Origin of the sequence: Herbaspirillum sp. AP02 (genome assembly GCF_015767275.1) — a bacterium.
Classification (GTDB): domain Bacteria; phylum Pseudomonadota; class Gammaproteobacteria; order Burkholderiales; family Burkholderiaceae_D; genus Herbaspirillum.
The window spans coordinates 776671-797782 of the sequence record NZ_JADWMY010000001.1 but is presented as its reverse complement, the minus strand read 5'-3'; the positions used below and the strand labels follow the sequence as shown (position 1 = coordinate 797782).

Below are 21112 nucleotides of genomic sequence, written 5' to 3'. Positions count from 1 at the left end.
CTCATTCATTGAGCTTGCTGTTTTTGGAGAAAAGCGGCGCAATGAGCTTCTGATTCAGGAGGTTCATTTTGCGCCGCTTTTTTATGTCCGTTGCATCCGTGTAATCCGTGTGCGGACGTGCCTGCCTGCTTGCGTGAACCTTCACTTTTTGCGCTGTGCGAGCGTGCTATTTTGAAGGGTCTCCAATCTGCCTCATAATGTGGGCTGGCAAGGCTCTGAATCAAATCGATGACCATCAAAATTTCAATCGACTGCATGGGTGGCGATCATGGCCCGTCAGTCACTCTCCCGGCCGCTGCCTCCTTCCTGAAGCGTCAATCCGATGCCGAACTGATCCTGGTGGGCCAGGAAAGCGTGCTGCTGCCGTTGCTGAAGAAATACCGGCTGGCCGGCGAGCCACGTGTGCAGATCCAGAACGCCACCGAGGTGGTGACCATGGAAGACCCGATCGAGGTCGCACTGCGCCGCAAGAAGGATTCGTCCATGCGCGTGGCCGTGAACCTGGTCAAGGATGGCGTGGTCCAGGCGGCCGTGTCGGCCGGCAATACCGGCGCCCTGATGGCAGTGTCGCGCTATGTGCTCAAGACCTTGCCAGGCGTGGATCGCCCGGCCATCTGCACCATCCTGCCCAACCAGAAGGACGGCCCTACCTACATGCTCGACCTCGGCGCCAATGTCGACTGCGAGCCTCAGCATTTACATCAATTTGCACTGATGGGCTCGGCCCTGGTGGCGGTCATGGAAGGCAAGCCCAAGCCGACCGTGGGCCTTTTGAACGTGGGTGAAGAAGACATGAAGGGCAACGAGCTGGTCAAGGCGACCGCCGGGCTGCTGCGTGCCGACCACGAGAAAGGTATCCTCAACTTCTACGGCAACGTGGAAGGCAACGATATCTTCGAAGGCACGACCGACCTGGTGGTGTGCGACGGTTTCGTCGGCAACGTCACCCTGAAGGCCTCCGAGGGGCTGGGGCGCTTCGTCAAGAGCGTGCTCACCAGTGAATTCAAGAAGGGCTTCATCAACAAGCTGGGCGCCCTGATCGCCTATGGCGCCATCAAGGCGCTGTCGCGCCGGCTCAATCCTTCCCGTTACAATGGCGCCAGCCTGCTGGGCCTGAAGGGCCTGGTGTTCAAGAGCCATGGCGGCGCCGATGTGTATGCGTTCGAATGGGCCATCCGCCGCGCGTATGATGCGGCCAAGTATGATGTGCTCGCCCGTATTGCCGCCACCATGGCGGAGCTGATGCCCCAGGGACAGGGGCGCGCGGTCGAGACGGCTGTCGTGGCGGTGGAGCCTGCGGCACCGGTCTCGCTGGATCAACCGAACTAACAGAGCAAGAAGACGGCATGACCACTTACAGCAAAATCGTCGGCACCGGCAGTTACCTGCCGACCAAGCGCGTGACCAATCACGAACTGGCTGCCCAACTGGCAGAGCAGGGTATCGAGACTTCGGATGAATGGATCGTCACACGCAGCGGCATCTCCGCGCGCCATTACGCCGAGCCGACCCAGTTCTCCAGCGACCTGGCCCTGACGGCCGCCCAGCGTGCGCTGGAAGCGGCCAACATGCAGCCCAATGATATCGACCTGATCATCTTGGCGACCTCCACCCCGGATCACCTGGGGGGCTTCCCCAGTACTGCCTGTGTGGTCCAGCGCAAGCTGGGCATCACCAATGGTGCGCCGGCCATGGACGTGCAGGCTGTGTGCAGCGGCTTCGTCTATGCCATGTCGGTGGCCGACAGCTTCATCAAGTCGGGCGCGCACAAGAACGTTCTGGTGATCGGCGCCGAAGTGTTCTCGCGCATCCTCGACTTCAAGGATCGCACGACCTGCGTGCTCTTTGGCGACGGCGCTGGTGCCGTCATCATGAGTGCCTCGGAGGAGCCAGGGGTGCTGGCCACCAAGCTGCACGCCGATGGCAGCCACGGCCACATCCTGTGCGTGCCCGGTAGTATCGACAATGGTGCCATCACCGGCACTGCCTACCTGTACATGGATGGTCCGGCCGTCTTCAAGCTGGCCGTTTCCTTGCTGGACAAGGTCGCGCGCGAAGCGCTGGAGGCGGCCGGCTTGCAGTCCACAGAGGTGGACTGGCTGGTGCCCCACCAGGCCAATATCCGCATCATGCAGGGTACGGCCAAGAAGATGGGCCTGCCGCTGGAAAAGATGGTGGTCACTGTTGCCGAACATGGCAATACCTCTGCTGCCTCGATTCCTTTGGCGCTGGACCAGGCGGTGCGCGATGGTCGCATCCGGCCCGGCCACACCGTCATGATGGAAGGCGTGGGTGGCGGCTTCACCTGGGGCGCCGTGCTGGTGCGCATGTAAGCAGGGCAGGGAGCGTCGCGCCGATCCGTGCGGCGCAGCTCCCGCATTTTTATCCAACTTCACTCACATCCAAGCATGACAACATTTGCTTTCGTTTTCCCGGGTCAGGGTTCTCAGGCAATCGGGATGCTCAACGGTTTTGCCGATAATGAGATCGTTCGCCAGACCGTGGCCGAAGCCTCCGATGCGCTGCAATTCGACCTGGGCAAGCTCATTGCCGAAGGTCCCAAGGAGGATCTGGACCTCACCACCAACACCCAGCCGGTCATGCTGACGGCGGCCGTGGCGTTCTATCGCGCCTGGCTGGCCGCTGGCGGCAAGGCGCCGGCGCTGGTCGCGGGCCATAGCCTGGGTGAATACTCGGCGCTGGTCGCCGCTGGCGTGATCCAGTTCAAGGATGCCGTGCCGCTGGTGCGCTTCCGCGCGCAGGCCATGCAGGAAGCCGTGCCGGTCGGGCAGGGCGGCATGGCTGCCATCCTCGGACTGTCCGACGACGACGTGCGTGCTGCCTGTATCGAAGCCGCGCAAGGCGAAGTGGTCGAGGCGGTCAACTTCAATGCGCCGGCCCAGGTGGTGATCGCCGGTCACAAGGCCGCCGTCAGCCGTGCCTGCGACATCGCCAAGGCCAAGGGCGCCAAGCGCGCACTGCCGCTGCCGGTGTCGGCGCCGTTTCACTCCTCGCTGCTCAAGCCCGCTTCCGATCGTCTGCAGGCTTATCTGGCCAACTTGGCGTTTGCCGCGCCGCAGATTCCCCTGATCAATAACGTCGATGTGGCGGTGGTCAGCGATCCGGCTGCCATCAAGGATGCGCTGGTGCGCCAGGCCGCTGCGCCCGTGCGCTGGGTCGAGACAGTACAGAAGATGGCTGCCGGTGGCATGACCCATCTGGTCGAATGCGGTCCCGGCAAGGTGCTCACCGGCCTGACCAAGCGCATCAACGGCGAACTGGTGGGTGAGGCCATCGTCGACCAGGAATCCCTGAACAAAGTATTGGAGTTGCTGAAATGAGTGCACAGAATCTGCAGGGCCAGGTCGCCCTGGTGACCGGTGCGTCGCGCGGTATCGGTCGTGCCATCGCCACCGAACTGGCGCGCCAGGGCGCCAAGGTGGTCGGTACCGCCACCTCCGAGGCCGGCGCGGTCGCCATCAGCGAATACCTGGCGGCGCTGGGGCCGCAAGCCGGTCGCGGCGTGGTGTTGAACGTCAACGATGCCGAAGCCAGCGTGGCCGTGGTGGAGCAGGTGCAGAAGGAATTCGGTTCGCTGTCCATCCTGGTCAACAATGCCGGTATCACGCAGGATCAGTTGGCCATGCGCATGAAGGACGAGGAGTGGGACAGCGTCATCGCCACCAACCTCACCGCCGTCGGCCGTCTCTCCCGCGCCGTGCTGCGCGGCATGATGAAGGCCCGCACCGGCCGCATCATCAATATCACTTCGGTGGTGGGCGAGGCCGGCAATCCCGGCCAGATGAACTACGCCGCCGCCAAGGCCGGTGTGGCCGGCATGAGCCGTGCCCTGGCGCGCGAGATCGGCAGTCGCAACATCACCGTGAACTGCGTGGCGCCCGGCTTCATCGATACCGACATGACCAAGGCCTTGAACGAGCAGCAGTCCGCCGCCATCTTGCAGCAGATTCCGCTGGGTCGTCTGGGTGCGGCCGAGGAGATCGCCTATGCGGTGGCCTTCCTGGCCTCTGCGCAAGCCGCCTACATCACCGGTACCACCCTCAATGTGAACGGTGGCATGTACATGGGTTGAGTAAGTCCTGAGGGCTTGATTCAAGTCCTTTTGCTGACTTTTGTTTGAAGTTAAGCTGCACTTGGCGCAATCTTGCCAGGAATAGTTAAAAGTAAATTTTCCCCGCGCAAACCTGCTAAAATGCGCGCACTTTTGTAACCTATCATCCCTCTGGAGGAACACTATGTCCGATATCGAACAACGCGTGAAGAAGATCGTCGCTGAACAACTGGGCGTCGCCGAAGCCGACATCAAGAACGAATCGTCGTTCGTGGACGACCTGGGCGCCGACTCGCTGGACACCGTCGAGCTGGTCATGGCACTGGAAGATGAGTTCGAAATGGAAATCCCCGACGAACAAGCCGAAAAGATCACCACCGTGCAACAGGCGATCGACTACGCAAAGTCGCAAGTCAAGGCCTGATAAGGGCTTTGGTCAAAAGTTTCAGGAGAATTGCTTGAGCCGCACTCGTGAACGTCGTGTAGTCATTACCGGCCTGGGATGCATCTCGCCTGTCGGCAACAACGTCGCCGATACGTGGAGTGCCATCAAGGAAGGCAAGTCCGGCATCGCTACCGTCACCAAATTCGACGCTACCCCCTTCACCACGCACTTCGCCGGTGAAGTCAAGGGCTTCAATATCGAGGATTACATCCCCGCCAAGGAAGCGCGTCATATGGACACCTTCATCCACTATGGCATGGCCGCCGGTATCCAGGCCATCCAGGACAGTGGCTTGACGGTGACCGACGAGAATGCCGAGCGCATCGGCGTCATGATCGGTTCGGGCATCGGCGGCTTGCCGCTGATCGAAGAAACCCACGCCGAACTGACCAACCGTGGTCCGCGCCGCATCAGTCCCTTCTTTATCCCGGCCTCGATCATCAACATGATCTCTGGCAACTTGTCCATCAAGTTCGGCCTGAAGGGGCCTAACCTGGCGATCGTCACTGCCTGCACCACCGGCCTGCATTGCATCGGCTCTGCCGCGCGCATGATCATGTACGGTGACGCGGATGCGATGGTTGCCGGCGGCGCCGAATCCAGCGTCTCGCCGCTGGGCATCGGTGGTTTCGCTTCGGCCCGCGCCTTGTCGACCCGCAACGATGATCCGGCGACCGCGTCCCGTCCCTGGGACAAGGATCGTGACGGCTTCGTGCTGGGCGAGGGCGCCGGCGTGATGGTGCTCGAAGAGTATGAGCACGCCAAGGCCCGTGGCGCCAAGATCTATGCAGAACTGCTCGGCTTCGGCATGAGCGGTGACGCGTACCACATGACTGCACCCAATCTGGATGGTCCGCGTCGCTGCGTGCTCAATGCACTGCGCGATGCCGGCATCAATGCAGATGAAGTGCAGTACCTGAACGCACATGGCACGTCGACCCCGCTGGGCGACAAGAACGAGTCCGATGCGATCAAGGCCGCTTTCGGTGACCATGCTTACAAGATGGTTGTCAATTCGACCAAGTCCATGACCGGTCACCTGCTGGGTGGCGCTGGTGGTCTGGAGACCGTGCTGACCGTGCTGGCCGTGCACAATCAGGTGTCGCCACCGACCATGAACATCTTCAATCAGGATCCGGAATGTGATCTGGATTACTGCGCCAACCAGGCGCGGGACATGAAGATCGATATTGCCGTCAAGAACTCCTTCGGGTTCGGCGGTACCAACGGTACCCTGGTCATCGGCAAGATGTAAAATGCAAGACCCGGCTTCCCTGGAAGCCGGGTTTGTCGTTTTAACGGCGCCATCGCTCCCGGGCATCCTATGTCGATAGCAGTTTCTGCGGATATCAAACCTTCCCGCCTGCTCCTGCTGGTCACCGGTTTTGCCTGCCTGTGCGTGGCGTTGACCGGCATACTGGTCTCGGCGCTGATGCCGGGCGTGCTGTCCTGGCCTGTGCGCATCTGCCTGGCCGGCGGTTGTATCCTGGCGGCCGCCATCGCCCTGGTGCTGGTGTTGCGGGACCGCAAGGTCATCTGGCTCCATATTTCCGGTACTGGGCAGATCCGGGTGGTCGAACACCTCGTGCAGTCTGCCCGCGCCAAGCCGCAGGTCATGAAGGCCGGGCTGGCACAATTGCTGGCTGGTAGCACCATCTGGCCGGGCATGCTGTTTCTGCGCCTGCGCCTGGAAAACGGCAAGACCCGTACCATTCCCATTCTTCCGGATTCGGTGTCTGAAGATACCTTCCGTTCACTTTCCGTGGCATGTCGCTGGCTGATCAGTCACAATACGGCCAAGGCGAAGATGCTCGAAAAATAAGGTCGGCAGACTTGAAAATTGCCGGGCTGGAAGCATCTGTCACAGGCAATGACGATAAAACAACACGGCCATAAAAAACAAGGAATCCGGTTTGACGACAGAACGCGAAATAGATCAGCAGCTTGTTGAGCGCGTCCAGCGCGGCGACAAGAAGGCGTTCGAGCTATTGGTAGTCAAGTATCAACGCAAGCTGATGCGGCTGGTTTCGCGCCTGGTGCGCGACCAGGCAGAAGCCGAAGATGTGGTGCAGGAAGCCTTCATCAAGGCGTATCGCGCATTGCCGCAATTTCGCGGCGATTCGGCCTTCTATACCTGGCTTTATCGTATCGGCATCAACACTGCCAAGAACTATTTGGTCACCATGGGCCGTAGGGCGCCAACTTCGACAGAAGCCGATGCAGAAGAAGCTGAAACTTTTGACGATGCAGACCATCTGAGGGACATCAACACTCCAGAGTCGATGTTGGCCACCAAGCAAATTGCTCAGACGGTCAACGTGGCGATGGAGGCATTGCCGGAAGAATTACGTACTGCCATCACGTTGCGCGAGATCGAGGGGTTGAGCTACGACGAGATTGCAGATGCGATGAATTGTCCGATCGGCACCGTGCGCAGCCGCATTTTCCGCGCCCGGGAAGCAATCGCCGAGAAGTTGCGTCCATTGCTGGATACGGCGGCGGACAAACGCTGGTAATGAGGCCACAAGCCTGTTGTTAAAAAGAAAACAATAAAGCGGGTATGGAACTAAGATTTTTGCCGGGTGACTGCTTATGGATACCAAAGTAACGACCAGAGAACAGATCTCAGCCCTTGCCGATGGCGAGTTGAGCTCTGATGAAATGACCCTTGCCTTCGCGGCCCTGCGTTCTTCCGAGAACGCTCAGGACGCGTGGGAAGATTACCATCGCATAGGCGAGGTACTGCGTTCAGAGGAGATGGATGTCTCGCTGAGCGCCGGCTTCTCGGCCAGGATGGCTGCCTTGCTGGACGCCGAGCCGGCCATCGTGGCACCTCAGGCTGCTGCAGCACCCGCCGCTGTTGAAGTCCAGCCTGCCGCTGCGGTCAAGACCGCCGCCAATGGCGACCATCGTGCCGCTCGTCCCGGCCGCCTGGTGCGTCTGTTGATGCCCAGCGCCGCAGCGGCAGCTGCCGCCGTGGCTGCGGTGTTCGTAGCCATGCCGCAGCAGGCCGTGGTCAATGCCGACGCCAGGATGGCGACCCCGGTCGCCCAGGTGGCTTCGGCTCCCGTGGCTGCGCCCTCGGTGCCGTCAGCGATCGCCACGGTTGCCGATACCAGTGGCAACTCGCAGAACGTCAACCAGCTCAGTTCGTTGGCCCAGCAGGGTGAAGTCAGGCGCGACCCGCGCATCGACCAGTACCTGTCGGCCCACCAGCGTTTCTCGCCTTCCTATAGTTCGGCGCAATACGCCCGTTCTGCTGCCTTCTCCTCTGACGCCGATAAATAAGATGCGTCAAACGGGGCGTCTGTACGGCGTACTCTGCTTCCTGCCCATGTTGTTCTCGCCATCCGCTCACGCGGCGGATGGCGTTTCAACATCTCCCGCCAGCGAAGCTTCCATTCCCTCTCCATTGCCGGCGCAATTGCAAAAGATGCAATCGGCCGCGCAGCGACTGAATTATTCGGGTAGTTTTGTCTATCAGCAGGGCTCCCTGATCCGTAGCTCGCGTGTCACGCACGTGGTCGCAGGCAAGGTCGAGCACGAAAAGCTGGAACTCCTCGACGGCAAGCCCAGCGAATTCATCCGTAGTAACGATGATGTCGTCAGCTATCTGCCAGATCTGCGCGTCATGCGCGTGGAAAAACGCGTCAGCCGGGATGTATTTCCGGCGATTCTGGATGCCCGACCCGATGAGCTGGCAGTCCATTATCGCTTCAAGGAAGGCAGCGTCGAGCGGGTGGCGGGACGGGTGTGCGATGCCGTGGTGCTGGAGCCACTGGACAAGTTGCGTTACGGTTACCGCTTCTGCGGCGACAAGGCGTCTGGCCTGTTGCTGCGCGCCCAGACGCTGGGGGTGAAGGGAGAGGTGATTGAGCAGATTTCCTTCACGCAGATCGAGATCGGCGGGATTGATCGCAACCGCGTCAACCCCACCTACAAGGATACGCGTGGCTGGCAGGTCGAAAAGGTGGCCATGAACCCGGTCGATCTTTCCGCATGGCGGATTACGCCACCGCCGGGATTTCGTAAAATCCAGCAGGTACGACGCATGATCCCCGGCAGCCTGCCAGACGGGGTGGCGCCTGCCCAGAGTCGACCAGCCGAACGTGAAGTGTCGCAGATCGTGTTTTCCGATGGCCTGGCCGCCATTTCGGTATTCATCGAGCCCGGCAGCCAGGGCGGCGAAGAAGGTACGATCCAGCAGGGGGCCATGAATATCCTCGGCCGCCGGCAAGGAGACTACTGGCTCACCGTGGTGGGGGAAGTGCCGGTCGCCGCAATCCGGCAAGTCGCCGATTCCATTGAACTGACATCCAAATAGAAGAGAGACTGTTGCAATGACTCCGTTGAAGAAGACCTTTGCCAGCGCCTTGCTGGCCGCCTCCGTTGTGGCCGCCGCTCCGGGCGTGCTGGCTGCGCCGCCCGTGGCATCGCCGAGCGTGGCCGCGCTGCCTGATTTCGCCGACATCGTCGAGCGCACTGGCCCCGGTGTGGTCAATATCCGTACTACCGAGCGCGTACGCCAGAATGCCCAGGGGCAGGGCGGGATGGATGATCCGGAAATGCAGGAATTCTTCCGGCGTTTCTTCGGTATACCCATCCCGCGCCAGCAGCAGCCCGGAACGCCGCGTGGCAATGGCAAACAGGGTGGGCAGGGGCAGCAGGATGAGGTGCCGCGTGGCGTTGGTTCCGGCTTCATCATCTCGGCCGACGGCTTCATCCTGACCAATGCCCACGTAGTGGACGGTGCCAGCGAAGTCTATGTGACCTTGACCGACAAGCGTGAATTCAAGGCCAAGATCGTCGGCTCCGATACCCGCACCGATGTGGCTGTGCTCAAGATCGACGGCAGCAATCTGCCGCGCCTGAACATGGGCGATTCCGACAAGATCCGCGTCGGCGAGTGGGTGCTGGCCATCGGCTCGCCGTTCGGGCTGGAAAATACGGTCACTGCCGGCATTGTCTCGGCCAAGGCGCGTGATACCGGCGACTACCTGCCTCTGATCCAGACTGACGTCGCCGTCAATCCCGGTAATTCGGGCGGTCCGCTGATCAACCTCAAGGGTGAAGTGGTCGGCATCAACTCGCAGATCTACAGCCGTTCTGGCGGCTTCATGGGGATTTCCTTCGCGGTGCCCATCGATGAAGCGCTGCGCGTGGCCGACCAGTTGAAGGCTAGCGGCCGCGTGACCCGTGGTCGCATTGGCGTGCAGATCGGCGAAGTGACCAAGGACGTGGCTGAATCACTGGGCCTGGCGCGTGCCCAGGGGGCCCTGGTGCAGCGCGTGGAAGCCGGCGGTCCGGCCGAGAAGGCTGGCCTGGAAGCGGGCGACATCATCCTGAAATACAACGGCGCCGCCATCGAACGGCCCAGTGATCTGCCGCGCATGGTGGGCGCCACCAAGCCGGGTGCCAAGGCGACCGTCAATATCTGGCGCAAGGGCAGTGCACGTGATCTCACGGTGACCGTGGTCGAGCTGGAAGCCGACAAGCCCAAGCAGCCGGAGGAAAAGAAGGCCAAGCCGGATAACACCCCCAATGCCCTGGGCCTGGTGGTGAGCGACCTGTCTGACGCCCAGAAAAAGGAGTTGAAGGTCGATAACGGCGTACTGGTGGAGGCGGTCAGCGGTGCGGCTGCCGCGGCCGGCATCCGCCCGGGCGACGTGATCCAGCGTCTCAACGAGGTCGATATCAAGGATGCCAAGCAGTTCGGGCAGTTGGTTTCCAAGCTGGATGCCAAGAAGCGTGCGGCCGTGTTGGTGCGCCGTGGCGATTCTTCCCAATTCGTGCCGTTGCGCCCCAACGGCGGTAATTGACGAAATTGAAGGGAGTGGCCAGCGCCTTCGGGCGTTGCGCCATCAAGGCTGCGATTCCCGGGAGTCGCAGCCTTTTTCCATCCATTGCCCGGGATTGATCGCTTATCCGCTTCATGTCCTTGTCTGAATCCCCGTCGGTGCATGCCGCAGAGTTGCAGTTCATCATCTATTCGCGCAGTTACTGTCACCTTTGCGATGACTTGCGTGACGCCTTGCGCACCGCGCTCGGGGCGCGGCCTGCGCAGATCGACATGATCGATGTGGATGCCGATCCGGCGCTGTTGGCGTTATATGACGAACTGGTGCCGGTATTGATGGGGCGGGCGACGGACGGGCAGTGGCTGCAGTTGTGTCATTACCATCTTGACTCGCTACGCTTGCAGGATTTTCTCGCAGCCGGGTAGCGCCGGGGAGGGGGATGCCCCCGGAGTGGTATTCAAGCCGGAAAAAGTTGTTGGATAGTCATGCTTGGCGGCGCCATGTGGGGTGCATTTCCGAGGTTTTTTCGCCTTCGCCGGACCGACTGGGCACCGGAAAGTCGGGCTCGTCCCTCTGAAATCCGGTAAAATGCCGGGTCGAATAAGCTGTTGCAAAGGCGCTCGGCTGGGCACTGCCCGCTTAGGAGCGCCTTTTTTCATCGTTTCCAGTCTGTTAATGAACAATATCCGTAATTTCTCGATCATCGCCCACATCGATCATGGCAAGTCCACCCTTGCCGACCGCATCATCCAGTTGTGCGGGGGCCTCTCCAACCGCGAGATGGAAGCCCAGGTACTCGATTCGATGGATATCGAGCGCGAGCGCGGCATCACCATCAAGGCCCAGACCGCAGCGCTGTCCTATAAGGCCAAGGACGGCCAGATCTACAATCTCAACCTGATCGATACCCCGGGCCACGTCGACTTCAGCTATGAAGTCTCGCGCTCGCTGTCGGCCTGCGAAGGCGCGCTGCTGGTGGTCGATGCCTCGCAGGGTGTGGAAGCGCAGACAGTCGCCAACTGCTATACCGCGCTGGAACTGGGTGTAGAAGTGGTACCCGTACTCAACAAGATCGACCTGCCCTCGGCCGACCCCGACAACGCCAAGAGCGAAATCGAGGACGTCATCGGCATTGATGCCTCCGATGCCACCCCGTGCTCGGCCAAGACCGGTCTGGGCGTGGAAGATGTGCTGGAAGCCATCGTCGCCAAGGTGCCAGCGCCCAAGGGCGACCCGGATGCGCCCTTGCAGGCCCTGATCATCGATTCCTGGTTCGACAACTATGTCGGCGTGGTCATGCTGGTGCGCATCGTCAATGGCAGCTTGCGACCCAAGGACAAGATCCTGCTGATGGCCACCGAGACCCAGTACCTGACCGAGAGCATTGGTGTCTTCACGCCCAAGTCGCAAGCGCGTGAGGCGCTCAGGGCAGGGCAGGTGGGTTTTGTCATCGCAGGCATCAAGGAACTGAAGTCGGCCCGCGTGGGCGACACCATCACCCTGGCCGGCAAGCCGGCGCCGGCGCCGCTGCCGGGCTTCAAGGAGGTGCAGCCGCAGGTGTTCGCGGGTCTGTTCCCGGTGGAAGCCAACCAGTACGATGCCTTGCGTGACTCGCTGGAAAAACTGAAGCTCAATGACGCCGCCCTGATGTACGAACCGGAAGTTTCGCAGGCGCTGGGCTTTGGCTTCCGCTGCGGCTTCCTGGGCCTGCTGCACATGGAAATCGTGCAGGAGCGCCTGGAGCGCGAGTTCGACATGGACCTGATCACTACCGCCCCCACGGTGGTGTACGAAGTACAGCAGCGTGACGGCACCATGCTGATGGTGGACAACCCGTCGAAGATGCCGGAAGTGTCCAAGATCGAAGAAATCCGTGAGCCCATTGTCACCGTCAACCTGTACATGCCGCAGGAATACGTGGGCTCGGTCATCACCCTGTGCACGCAGAAACGTGGCGTCCAGATGAACATGAGCTACCACGGCAAGCAGGTCCAGCTGACCTACGAGATGCCGATGGCCGAGATCGTGCTGGACTTCTTTGATCGCCTGAAATCCACCTCGCGCGGCTATGCCTCGATGGACTACGAGTTCAAGGAATACCGGGCCGCCGACGTGGTCAAGGTGGACATGCTGATCAACAGCGAGAAGGTCGATGCGCTGGCCATCATCGTGCACCGCGCCGCTGCGCAACTGCGTGGCCGCCAGGTGGCAGCCAAGATGCGCGAACTGATTCCGCGCCAGATGTTCGACGTCGCCATCCAGGCCGCCATCGGCGCCACCATCATCTCGCGCGAGAACGTCAAGGCCATGCGCAAGAACGTGCTGGCCAAGTGCTACGGTGGCGACATCTCGCGCAAGCGCAAGCTGCTGGAAAAGCAGAAGGCCGGCAAGAAGCGCATGAAGCAGGTGGGCTCGGTCGAAATCCCGCAGGAAGCATTCCTGGCAATCTTACAAGTGGACGATAAATAACATGCAGGCTTTGTTGGGTAACTTCGCACTCATTCTGTTCGTCCTGATGCTGGTGACTGGCGTGATCTGGTTCGCCGACACCTTCTTCCTGTCCAAGCAGCGCCGTGCCCGTGCCGATGCCGCTCTGGCCGAGTTCGATGCCCGCGTGGCGCGCGACGAGGCGCAAGGCATCAAGCGTGACGGCGCCGTGGCCACCGGTCGTGCCGATCTGCAGGCCAGCCTGATGAAGCAGCCGGCCTGGATCGAGTATTCGGGCAGCTTTTTCCCGGTGATCGCACTGGTGTTCTGTCTGCGCTCCTTCCTTTACGAGCCGTTCAAGATTCCCTCCAGTTCCATGGTGCCCACATTGTTGGTTGGCGACCTGATCCTGGTGAACAAATTTACCTATGGCATCCGCTTGCCCATCATCAACAAGAAGATCATCGAAGTGAACCAGCCGCAGCGCGGCGACGTCATGGTCTTCAAGTATCCGAAGGATGTATCGGTGGACTACATCAAGCGCGTTGTTGGCGTGCCCGGTGATAAAATTGTCTATAAAAACAAGCGCTTAACCGTTAATGGTGAACAAATTTCTTATAAAGCGCTGCCGGATTATCTGGACGAGGAAAATCTGACGTACTATAAGCAATGGCAGGAAAACCTGACCGGCGTGGATCACAAGATCCTCACTGATGAGCGTGCTCCCAATTTCGTGCCCAATCCGGATGCCTTCCCGCATCACGAACTGTGCACCTACAACGCCGAAGGTTTTGCCTGCACGGTGCCGCCGGGCGAGTATTTCATGATGGGTGACAACCGGGACAACAGCCTCGACAGTCGGTATTGGGGCTTTGTGCCTGACCAGAACATCGTCGGCAAGGCCTTCTTTGTCTGGATGAACCTGGGCGATATCAAGCGGATCGGCAGCTTCCACTAAGGCGCGCCGCATTCTGGTCGAGCAGCTTTCGAAGGTTTCGCAGTTTTCCGCAGTTTCCATTTGGCAATTTTGCGTTGTGGAGGCAGACCCGGAGCAGTATTCAGCTTTGCTTTGTACCGATCCCGCTGACTGGTCAGGCTGGTAATCCCCGATCCTCGCGCCACTGCGCGAACGGGGCGGCAGACTGAATGACGGATGAAAAAATGGATCCTCAACTCTTGCAACAACGGCTAGGCCACACTTTCAAGGACGCATCGCTCCTGCAGCAGGCCTTGACCCATCGTAGCCATAGCGCCTTGCATAACGAGCGGCTGGAATTCCTCGGCGATTCGGTACTGAACTGCGTGGTGGCTTCCCTGCTGTTCGAACGCTATGACAAGATCGACGAAGGCGACCTTTCCCGCCTGCGCGCCAATCTGGTCAAGCAGCAATCCCTGTATGAGATCGCCCAGCGGCTGGAATTGTCGCAGTTCCTGCGCCTGGGCGAGGGCGAGCTGAAGTCGGGCGGTTTCCGCCGCCCCTCGATCCTGGCCGATACCCTGGAGGCGCTGTTTGGCGCCATCTTCCTCGATTCCGGTTTCGATGCGGCGCGTGGGGTGATCCGCTCGCTCTATGTCCCGGTGCTGGAACACGTCGATCCCCGCACGCTGGGCAAGGATGCCAAGACGCTGCTGCAGGAGTTCCTGCAAGGCAAGAAAATCCCGCTGCCGCAATACAACGTGATCGCCACCCATGGTGCCGCCCACAGCCAGGAATTCGAGATCGAATGCCTGGTGCCCAAGCTGGACATCCAGGTCTTCGGCACCGGTGGCAGTCGCCGGGCCGGTGAACAAGCCGCCGCCAAACTGGCATTGGAAGCGGTGCAGCTGGCGCTGGCCAAGACGCCCTCGGCCGGCCGCAAACCACGCACCCGCACCACCCAGTTGAAGCTGGCCGGCATCGCTACCATCCAGCCCGATGCGCCGGACCAGGAAAGCGGTAAGGGCAACCGTCCGGAGGGAGCATCCTCCTCCGAGCGTGCTCCTGCCAGCAAACCGGCCAAGTCCTCCAAGGAGCCGAAGAGCCCTGCGGCGGCCACCCGCAACGAGGGCAAGAACAACACCGGCGACCGCGCTGAAACGGTCGCGGCAGAACCCATTTCGGCGGCTTCATCCGCCACGCAATCAAGAACAGCATGACAGATTCCCCCATGGCCGGCGACACGTCGGCGCAGACCCCGGCTGATGATTACCGTTGTGGTTACATCGCCATCGTCGGTCGTCCCAACGTCGGTAAGTCGACCTTGATGAACGTGCTGGTCGGCGCCAAGGTCAGCATCACCTCGCGCAAGGCCCAGACCACGCGCCACCGCATCACCGGCATCCAGACCATCGAGAACACCCAGTACGTCTACGTCGATACCCCCGGTTTCCAGACCCGTCACAGCAATGCGCTCAACAAGACCCTGAACCGTACCGTCACCAACACCCTGACGGCGGCCGACGTCATCCTGTTCGTCATCGAGGCGGGCACCTTCGGCCCGGCCGACAAGCAGGTCCTGGACCTGCTGCCGTCCAACGTGCCCTGCATCCTGGTATTGAACAAGGCCGACCGCAACAAGGACAAGACCACGCTCATGCCCTTTGCCGCCGAAGTGGCTTCGCATCATGATTTTGCGGCCGTAGTCCCGGTCTCGGCCAAGCAGCGCTTCCAGCTGGATCGCCTGCAGGAAGAGGTGCGCAAGCTGCTGCCGCAGAATCCGCCGATGTTCGACGAGGACGACATCACCGACCGCAGCGAGAAATTCCTGGCCTCTGAAATCGTGCGTGAAAAGGTGTTCCGCTTTGTCGGCGAAGAACTGCCCTATACCAGCACGGTGCTGATCGAGAAGTTCGAGCAGGAAGGTAACCTGCGTCGCGTCTTTGCCGCCATCCTGGTCGAACGCGACACCCACAAGGCGATGGTGATCGGTCAGAAGGGCGCACGTCTGAAGGAAATTTCCACCCAGTCGCGGCTGGACATGGAGCGCCTCTTCGGCGGTCCGGTCTACCTGGAGATCTGGGTCAAGGTCAAATCGGGCTGGGCCGACAACGAAGCCGGCCTGCGCGCCTACGGCTACGAATAATTCCGGCTGCGGCCCGTCCTGCGGGCCGTGCGAAATTCCTGCATCATCATGGCATTACGCCGCGCCCTAACGACGTGGCTTCACGCATTCAGGACGGATATCCATGACTACCATGCTCACCGAATCCCAGCTCGACAGCCAGGCTGACCCGGCAAATGCCGCAGCGCCGGCGGTCGTGCCGCAGGCGCCTGCCAAAACCCCGGCGCGCAAGCCGGCCGCGCCCCGTGCGCGCAGCCGCGCCGTGCCGGAGAAGGAGCACAAGGTACTGGCCCAGCCAGGCTTCGTGCTGCACAGCTATCCGTACAAGGAAACCAGCCTCATCATCGACGTCTTCTCGCGTGACCACGGTCGCGTGGCGCTGGTGGCCAAGGGCGCCAAGCGTCCGCACTCCAAGTTGCGTGGCGCCTTGCAGACCTTCCAGCCGCTCTCGCTGTCTTGGAGCGGCAAGTCCGAGGTGCGTACCCTGACCGATGCCGAATGGGTCGGTGGCCTGCTGCCGCTGGAGAAGTCGGCGCTGCTGTGCGGTTTCTATCTCAACGAATTGCTGGTCAAGCTGCTGGCCCGCGAAGACGCCCACCCGGAGCTGTTCGATCACTACGTGGCGACCCTGAACAAGCTGGCCCATGGCGAAAACGCACCCATCGTGCTGCGCCAGTTCGAACGCGTCCTGCTCAGGCAGACCGGTGTGGCCGGCAACTGGAGCCATTGCGTGGTCAGCGGCAAGACCGTGCAGGCTGACAGCGTCTACGTCGTCGATCCGGAACAGGGGACGCGTCCGGAGCGCATTTCAGACCGTGCGCCCAAGGTCAGCGGCAAGACCCTGCTGGACATGGAGCGCGAGGACTACAGCGACCCTACCACCCAGCTCCAGAGCAAATTCCTGATGCGCTACCTGCTGGCGCACCACCTGGGTGGGGCGCAGTTGAATACGCGTCAGATCCTGATCGACCTCATGCAATTGTGATCTGGTGGCGGCCAGTCGGCCGTCGCTTCTCCCACGCACGCTCCCAAGTCGCTACAATCACCGTCTGGCCGCACCATCCCCGATGCGCGGCCAGATGCCCATAGCACATCCGAATATCACTCACACGAAACATCCTGACGCCATGAGTTTCCTGCAGCCCGCCGGCCCGACCATCGAACTGGGCATCAACATCGACCACGTCGCCACCCTGCGCAATGCACGCGGCACCCGCTATCCCGATCCGATCCGGGCTGCCCTGGAAGCCGAGGAAGCCGGTGCCGATGTCATCACCCTGCATCTGCGCGAAGACCGTCGCCACATCCGCGACGACGATGTGAAGGCCATCCGTCCGCTGCTGCAGACCCGCATGAACCTGGAAGCGGCAGTCACGAAGGAGATGATCGACTTCGCCTGCTTCATCAAGCCGCAGGATGTCTGCCTGGTACCGGAAAAGCGCACCGAAGTCACCACCGAAGGAGGGCTGGACGTGACCGGCCACTTTGCCGATGTGCAGTCCGCCATCCGCCAGTTGCAGCAGGAACAGGTACGCGTCTCGCTCTTCATCGATCCCGACGTCCAGCAGATCCAGGCCGCGGCCGAATCGGGCGCGCCGGTGATCGAACTGCACACCGGTCGCTACGCCGACGCCATCAGCGAGCAGGAGCAGCAGGAAGAACTGGAACGCATCCGCACCGCCGTGCTGGCCGGCATCAAGCTCGGCCTGAAGGTCAACGCCGGGCACGGCTTGCACTACACCAATGTCCAGGCGATTGCGGCCATCCCCGAGATCGCCGAGTTGAACATCGGCCATGCCGTGGTGGCGCATGCGGTCTTCGTCGGCTGGCGCAATGCCGTCTCCGAAATGAAGGCCATCATGGTCAAGGCACGCTTGGAAGCGACCAAGACCGGCGTCAAGGCTTGAGGCGCGTCGCATGATCTACGGCATTGGTACCGACATCCTCAAGATCCCGCGCCTGGAGGCGGCGCTCAAGCGTCACGGTGATCGCTTCGCCGGCAAGATCCTGGGGCCGCAGGAGATGGAAAAATACCTGCGTCGCAAGGCCAAGGTGGAGGCCCGTGGCATTCGCTTCCTGGCGACCCGTTTCGCTGCCAAGGAAGCCTTTTCCAAGGCCATCGGCATGGGGATGCGCATGCCCATGACCTGGCGTGCCATGCAGGTCCTGAACGCTCCCAGCGGCAAGCCGGTGGTGGTCTGTAGCGGCACCTTGCAACAATGGATGCAAGAGCAGGGCCTCAGCGCCCACGTCACCATCACCGACGAAGTGGAATACGCCGTCGCCTTTGTCATCGTGGAGAAGTCATGAACCAAGCCGCCAAGCCCCTGGGTCCGGTGATGCTGGACGTGGTCGGCACGCGGCTGGATGCCGCCGATGTCGCCCGCCTGCAGCACCCGCTGACCGGCGGTGTCATCCTGTTTGCCCGTAACTACGAGAACCGTGCGCAGTTGATCGCGCTGACCAGCGCGATCCGCCAGGCACGTCCCGGCATCCTGATTGCGGTCGACCATGAAGGCGGGCGTGTGCAGCGTTTCCGCAGTGATGGGTTCACGCGTCTGCCGGCCATGGGCCAGCTCGGCCAGCTGTGGGAGCGTGATGTGCTGCAGGCCACCAAGCTGGCGACGACCACCGGTTTCGTGCTGGCGGCCGAGTTGCGCGCCTGCGGTATCGACTTGTCCTTCACGCCGGTGCTGGACCTCGACTATGGCGTCTCGACCGTGATCGGCGACCGCGCCTTCCATCGCGATCCGCGCGTGGTGACCTTGCTGGCCAAGAGCCTCAACCATGGCCTGGCGCTGGCCGGCATGGCCAATTGTGGCAAGCATTTCCCCGGTCACGGTTTCGTCACGGCCGATTCGCACGTGGCCATCCCGGTCGATGAGCGGGAACTGGAGGACATCCTCGGCGAGGACGCCATGCCCTACGACTGGCTCGGCATGAGCCTGGCGGCAGTGATGCCGGCCCACGTCATCTATCCCAAGGTGGATGCCCAGCCGGCCGGTTTCTCCAAGGTATGGCTGTCGCTGCTGCGTGAGCGCTTTGGCTTCCAGGGAGTGATCTTCAGCGACGACCTCAGCATGCACGGCGCCAGTGTCGCCGGTGGCCCGCTGGAGGCCGCGCAGGCCGCCCTGGATGCGGGGTGCGACGTGGCGCTGATCTGCAATTCGCCCGACAAGGCCGATGCCATTCTGGCCGGTCTCAAGGGGGGCACCGCTGCCGCTTCCGCCACACGCCGTGCCAGCCTGCTGCCGTTGGGCCAGGCCCTGGGCTGGGATGCGCTGCAAGCCGATGCGCGCTACCTGGCTGCCCGCACATTGCTGCAATCGCTGTAAGCTGCGCTCAGATCCATGTCCGATATGCCTGCCTCTGCGCTGCCCGATCCACGTGAGATTGTGCTTGAAACGGTCGCCCGTCTGCCGCACCTGCCGGGCGTCTATCGCTACTTCGATGCCGAAGACAATGTGCTCTACGTGGGCAAGGCACGCGACCTCAAGAAGCGCGTCTCCAGCTATTTCCAGAAGACCCTGACCAGCCCGCGCATCGCCATGATGGTCGAGCGCATCGCCCGTCTGGAAACCACGGTAACCCGCAGCGAAGCCGAAGCGCTGCTGCTGGAAAACAACCTGATCAAGACCCTGCGTCCGCGCTTCAACATCCTCTTTCGCGACGACAAGTCCTACCCCTACCTGAAGATCACCGGCCACGCCTTTCCGCGCATGGCCTACTACCGTGGCGCGGTGGACAAGCGCAGCCAGTATTTCGGGCCGTTTCCCAATGCCGGTGCAGTCAAGGAATCGATCCAGATCCTGCAGAAGGTCTTCCTGCTGCGCACCTGCGAAGACACGGTGTTCACCAATCGCACCCGTCCCTGCCTGCTGCACCAGATCCACCGCTGCAGCGGCCCCTGCGTGAATCTGGTCAGCCGCGAAGACTACGTCATCGACGTCGAGAATGCCTCCAAATTCCTGCGCGGCCGCCAAAGCGAAGTGATGGAAGCACTGGAGCAGAAGATGCATGCCTTCGCCGCCGACCTCAAGTTCGAGCAGGCCGCTGCCGTGCGCGACCAGATCGGCTCGCTCTCTAGCGTACTGCACCAGCAGAGCATGGAAACCGTCAGCGACGCCGACATCGACATCATCGCCGTGGTCGTGCAGGGCGGTCGTGCCTGCGTCAACCTGGCGATGGTGCGGGGCGGCCGTCATCTGGGCGATCGCGCCTATTTCCCCACGCACGTCGACGATGCGATGGATACCGCCGAAGACAGCATCGAAGTCGAAGTGCTCAAGGCCTTCCTGGCCCAGCATTACATCGACAAGTTCGTTCCCGGCTCGCTGATCGTGGGGACCGAATTCGACGACCCGGCCCTGATGGTGGCGTTGATGGAGCAGTGCGGCCACCGCATCACGCTGACCTTCCAGCCCCAGGGGCAACGCCGGCAGTGGCTGGAAATGGCGACCAAGGGCGCCGGCATCGCGCTGGCCCGGTTGCTCTCCGAACAGGGTTCGCAGCAGGCCCGCACGCGTGCCCTGGCCGAGGTGCTGGAACTGGAACGCGACGACCTGGACGAGCTGCGCGCCGAATGCTTCGACATCAGCCACACCCAGGGCGAGGCCACGCAGGCATCCTGTGTGGTGTTCCATCACCATGCCATGCAGAACGGTGAATACCGCCGCTACAACATCAACGATATCACCCCAGGTGACGACTACGCCGCCATGCGTCAGGTGCTCACGCGCCGTTACGAAAAGGTCGCCAACGGCGAAGGTGTGATGCCCGACATCGTCCTGATCGACGGCGGCAAGGGGCAGGTGGAAATGGCGCGCCAGGTGCTCACCGAACTGGGACTGGATATCAGCCTCATCGTCGGCGTGGCCAAGGGGGAAGGGCGCAAGGTCGGCCTGGAAACCCTGGTCTTTGCAGATGGACGCGCGCCCAAGGAACTGGGCAAGGAGTCGGCCGCACTGATGTTGATCGCCCAGATCCGCGACGAAGCACACCGCTTCGCCATCACCGGCATGCGAGCCAAGCGCGCCAAGGCACGCCAGAGTTCGCGCCTGGAAGAGATCGAAGGCATCGGTGCCAAGCGTCGCCAGCGGCTGCTGGTGCGCTTTGGTGGCCTGCGCGGCGTGGTCGATGCCAGTGTGGACGACCTGGCCTCGGTGGAAGGCATTTCGCGCCAGCTGGCCGAGGAAATCTACCGGCAATTGCACTGATCCGCCACGCGCTGGATGCGTCGCGCGGCGGCCGCCGAATGAAAGGCGGCGCAGCAGGGGATGACTCTGCTACTATTCGGTAAATTTTTTTTGTGTACGCCGCTCCAACCCTC

The 21112-nt window shown here is 61.6% G+C and carries 22 protein-coding genes; 21 read left to right on the top strand and 1 reads right to left on the bottom strand.

The genetic code is table 11. The features are described 5' to 3' along the window. Positions 1-5 precede the first annotated feature (5 nt). On the bottom strand, positions 6-257 hold the full coding sequence (locus I5R65_RS03590) for a hypothetical protein (protein WP_180668833.1): 252 nt from the start codon (positions 255-257) through the stop codon (positions 6-8). On the opposite strand from I5R65_RS03590, the gene plsX reads away from it, so the two are divergent. The 21 genes from plsX (at position 229) to uvrC (ending at position 20999) form a co-directional block, all read left to right on the top strand. Further along, positions 229-1329: a phosphate acyltransferase PlsX gene (gene plsX / locus I5R65_RS03585; RefSeq protein WP_180668832.1), complete on the top strand. Its 1101-nt coding sequence runs from the start codon at positions 229-231 to the stop codon at positions 1327-1329. The two genes, I5R65_RS03590 and plsX, sit on opposite strands and share 29 nt — an antisense overlap. Positions 1330-1346: 17 nt before the next feature. Continuing rightward, entirely contained in the window at positions 1347-2333 is a 987-nt protein-coding gene (locus tag I5R65_RS03580; protein WP_180668831.1) for a beta-ketoacyl-ACP synthase III, read from the top strand. Between the two features lie 75 nt (positions 2334-2408). Continuing rightward, complete coding sequence (gene fabD / locus I5R65_RS03575) at positions 2409-3341, top strand: ACP S-malonyltransferase (RefSeq protein WP_180668830.1); 933 nt, start codon at positions 2409-2411, stop codon at positions 3339-3341. Next, positions 3338-4093, top strand: coding sequence for a 3-oxoacyl-ACP reductase FabG (fabG, locus tag I5R65_RS03570; protein ID WP_180668829.1), 756 nt, complete (start codon positions 3338-3340; stop codon positions 4091-4093). The genes fabD and fabG overlap by 4 nt, the downstream gene beginning before the upstream one ends. Positions 4094-4256: 163 nt before the next feature. Beyond that, positions 4257-4496, top strand: coding sequence for an acyl carrier protein (gene acpP, locus I5R65_RS03565; protein ID WP_006463505.1), 240 nt, complete (start codon positions 4257-4259; stop codon positions 4494-4496). 34 nt (positions 4497-4530) lie between these two features. Next, positions 4531-5772 carry a beta-ketoacyl-ACP synthase II gene (fabF, locus tag I5R65_RS03560; protein ID WP_180668828.1) on the top strand — a complete coding sequence of 414 codons (1242 nt, stop codon included), beginning with the start codon at positions 4531-4533 and terminating at the stop codon, positions 5770-5772. A gap of 69 nt (positions 5773-5841) precedes the next feature. Next, positions 5842-6339, top strand: coding sequence for a protein YgfX (locus tag I5R65_RS03555; RefSeq protein ID WP_180668827.1), 498 nt, complete (start codon positions 5842-5844; stop codon positions 6337-6339). 91 nt (positions 6340-6430) lie between these two features. Beyond that, complete coding sequence (rpoE, locus tag I5R65_RS03550) at positions 6431-7033, top strand: RNA polymerase sigma factor RpoE (protein WP_006463502.1); 603 nt, start codon at positions 6431-6433, stop codon at positions 7031-7033. A 76-nt stretch (positions 7034-7109) separates the two neighbouring features. Further along, positions 7110-7805 (top strand): sigma-E factor negative regulatory protein, encoded by a 696-nt coding sequence (locus I5R65_RS03545; RefSeq protein ID WP_180668826.1) that lies wholly within the window; start codon positions 7110-7112, stop codon positions 7803-7805. Between the two features lies 1 nt (position 7806). Next, positions 7807-8841, top strand: coding sequence for a MucB/RseB C-terminal domain-containing protein (locus I5R65_RS03540; protein ID WP_180668825.1), 1035 nt, complete (start codon positions 7807-7809; stop codon positions 8839-8841). Between the two features lie 16 nt (positions 8842-8857). Next, positions 8858-10336 carry a DegQ family serine endoprotease gene (locus I5R65_RS03535; protein ID WP_180668824.1) on the top strand — a complete coding sequence of 493 codons (1479 nt, stop codon included), beginning with the start codon at positions 8858-8860 and terminating at the stop codon, positions 10334-10336. Between the two features lie 113 nt (positions 10337-10449). Continuing rightward, a complete protein-coding gene (locus tag I5R65_RS03530) occupies positions 10450-10740 on the top strand; it encodes a glutaredoxin family protein (RefSeq protein WP_180668823.1) in 291 nt (96 codons plus the stop codon). A gap of 250 nt (positions 10741-10990) precedes the next feature. Next, a complete protein-coding gene (gene lepA / locus I5R65_RS03525) occupies positions 10991-12784 on the top strand; it encodes a translation elongation factor 4 (RefSeq protein ID WP_180668822.1) in 1794 nt (597 codons plus the stop codon). A 1-nt stretch (position 12785) separates the two neighbouring features. Then, positions 12786-13700 (top strand): signal peptidase I, encoded by a 915-nt coding sequence (gene lepB / locus I5R65_RS03520; protein WP_180668821.1) that lies wholly within the window; start codon positions 12786-12788, stop codon positions 13698-13700. Positions 13701-13903: 203 nt separating this feature from the next. Then, positions 13904-14878, top strand: a complete 975-nt coding sequence (gene rnc / locus I5R65_RS03515) for a ribonuclease III (RefSeq protein ID WP_180668820.1) — start codon at positions 13904-13906, stop codon at positions 14876-14878. Continuing rightward, positions 14875-15804, top strand: coding sequence for a GTPase Era (era, locus tag I5R65_RS03510; protein WP_180668819.1), 930 nt, complete (start codon positions 14875-14877; stop codon positions 15802-15804). The genes rnc and era overlap by 4 nt, the downstream gene beginning before the upstream one ends. 103 nt (positions 15805-15907) lie before the next feature. Next, positions 15908-16768, top strand: a complete 861-nt coding sequence (recO, locus tag I5R65_RS03505) for a DNA repair protein RecO (protein WP_180668818.1) — start codon at positions 15908-15910, stop codon at positions 16766-16768. Between the two features lie 142 nt (positions 16769-16910). Beyond that, positions 16911-17690 carry a pyridoxine 5'-phosphate synthase gene (gene pdxJ / locus I5R65_RS03500; RefSeq protein ID WP_180668817.1) on the top strand — a complete coding sequence of 260 codons (780 nt, stop codon included), beginning with the start codon at positions 16911-16913 and terminating at the stop codon, positions 17688-17690. A 10-nt stretch (positions 17691-17700) separates the two neighbouring features. Further along, complete coding sequence (gene acpS / locus I5R65_RS03495; protein ID WP_180668816.1) at positions 17701-18093, top strand: holo-ACP synthase; 393 nt, start codon at positions 17701-17703, stop codon at positions 18091-18093. Further along, positions 18090-19118, top strand: coding sequence for a beta-N-acetylhexosaminidase (gene nagZ, locus I5R65_RS03490; protein ID WP_180668815.1), 1029 nt, complete (start codon positions 18090-18092; stop codon positions 19116-19118). Before acpS ends, nagZ begins: the two co-directional genes overlap by 4 nt. Positions 19119-19142: 24 nt before the next feature. Next, the gene (uvrC, locus tag I5R65_RS03485; protein WP_370460953.1) at positions 19143-20999 is read left to right on the top strand and encodes an excinuclease ABC subunit UvrC; all 1857 of its coding nucleotides are present in this window, start codon (positions 19143-19145) and stop codon (positions 20997-20999) included. Positions 21000-21112: the final 113 nt, after the last annotated feature.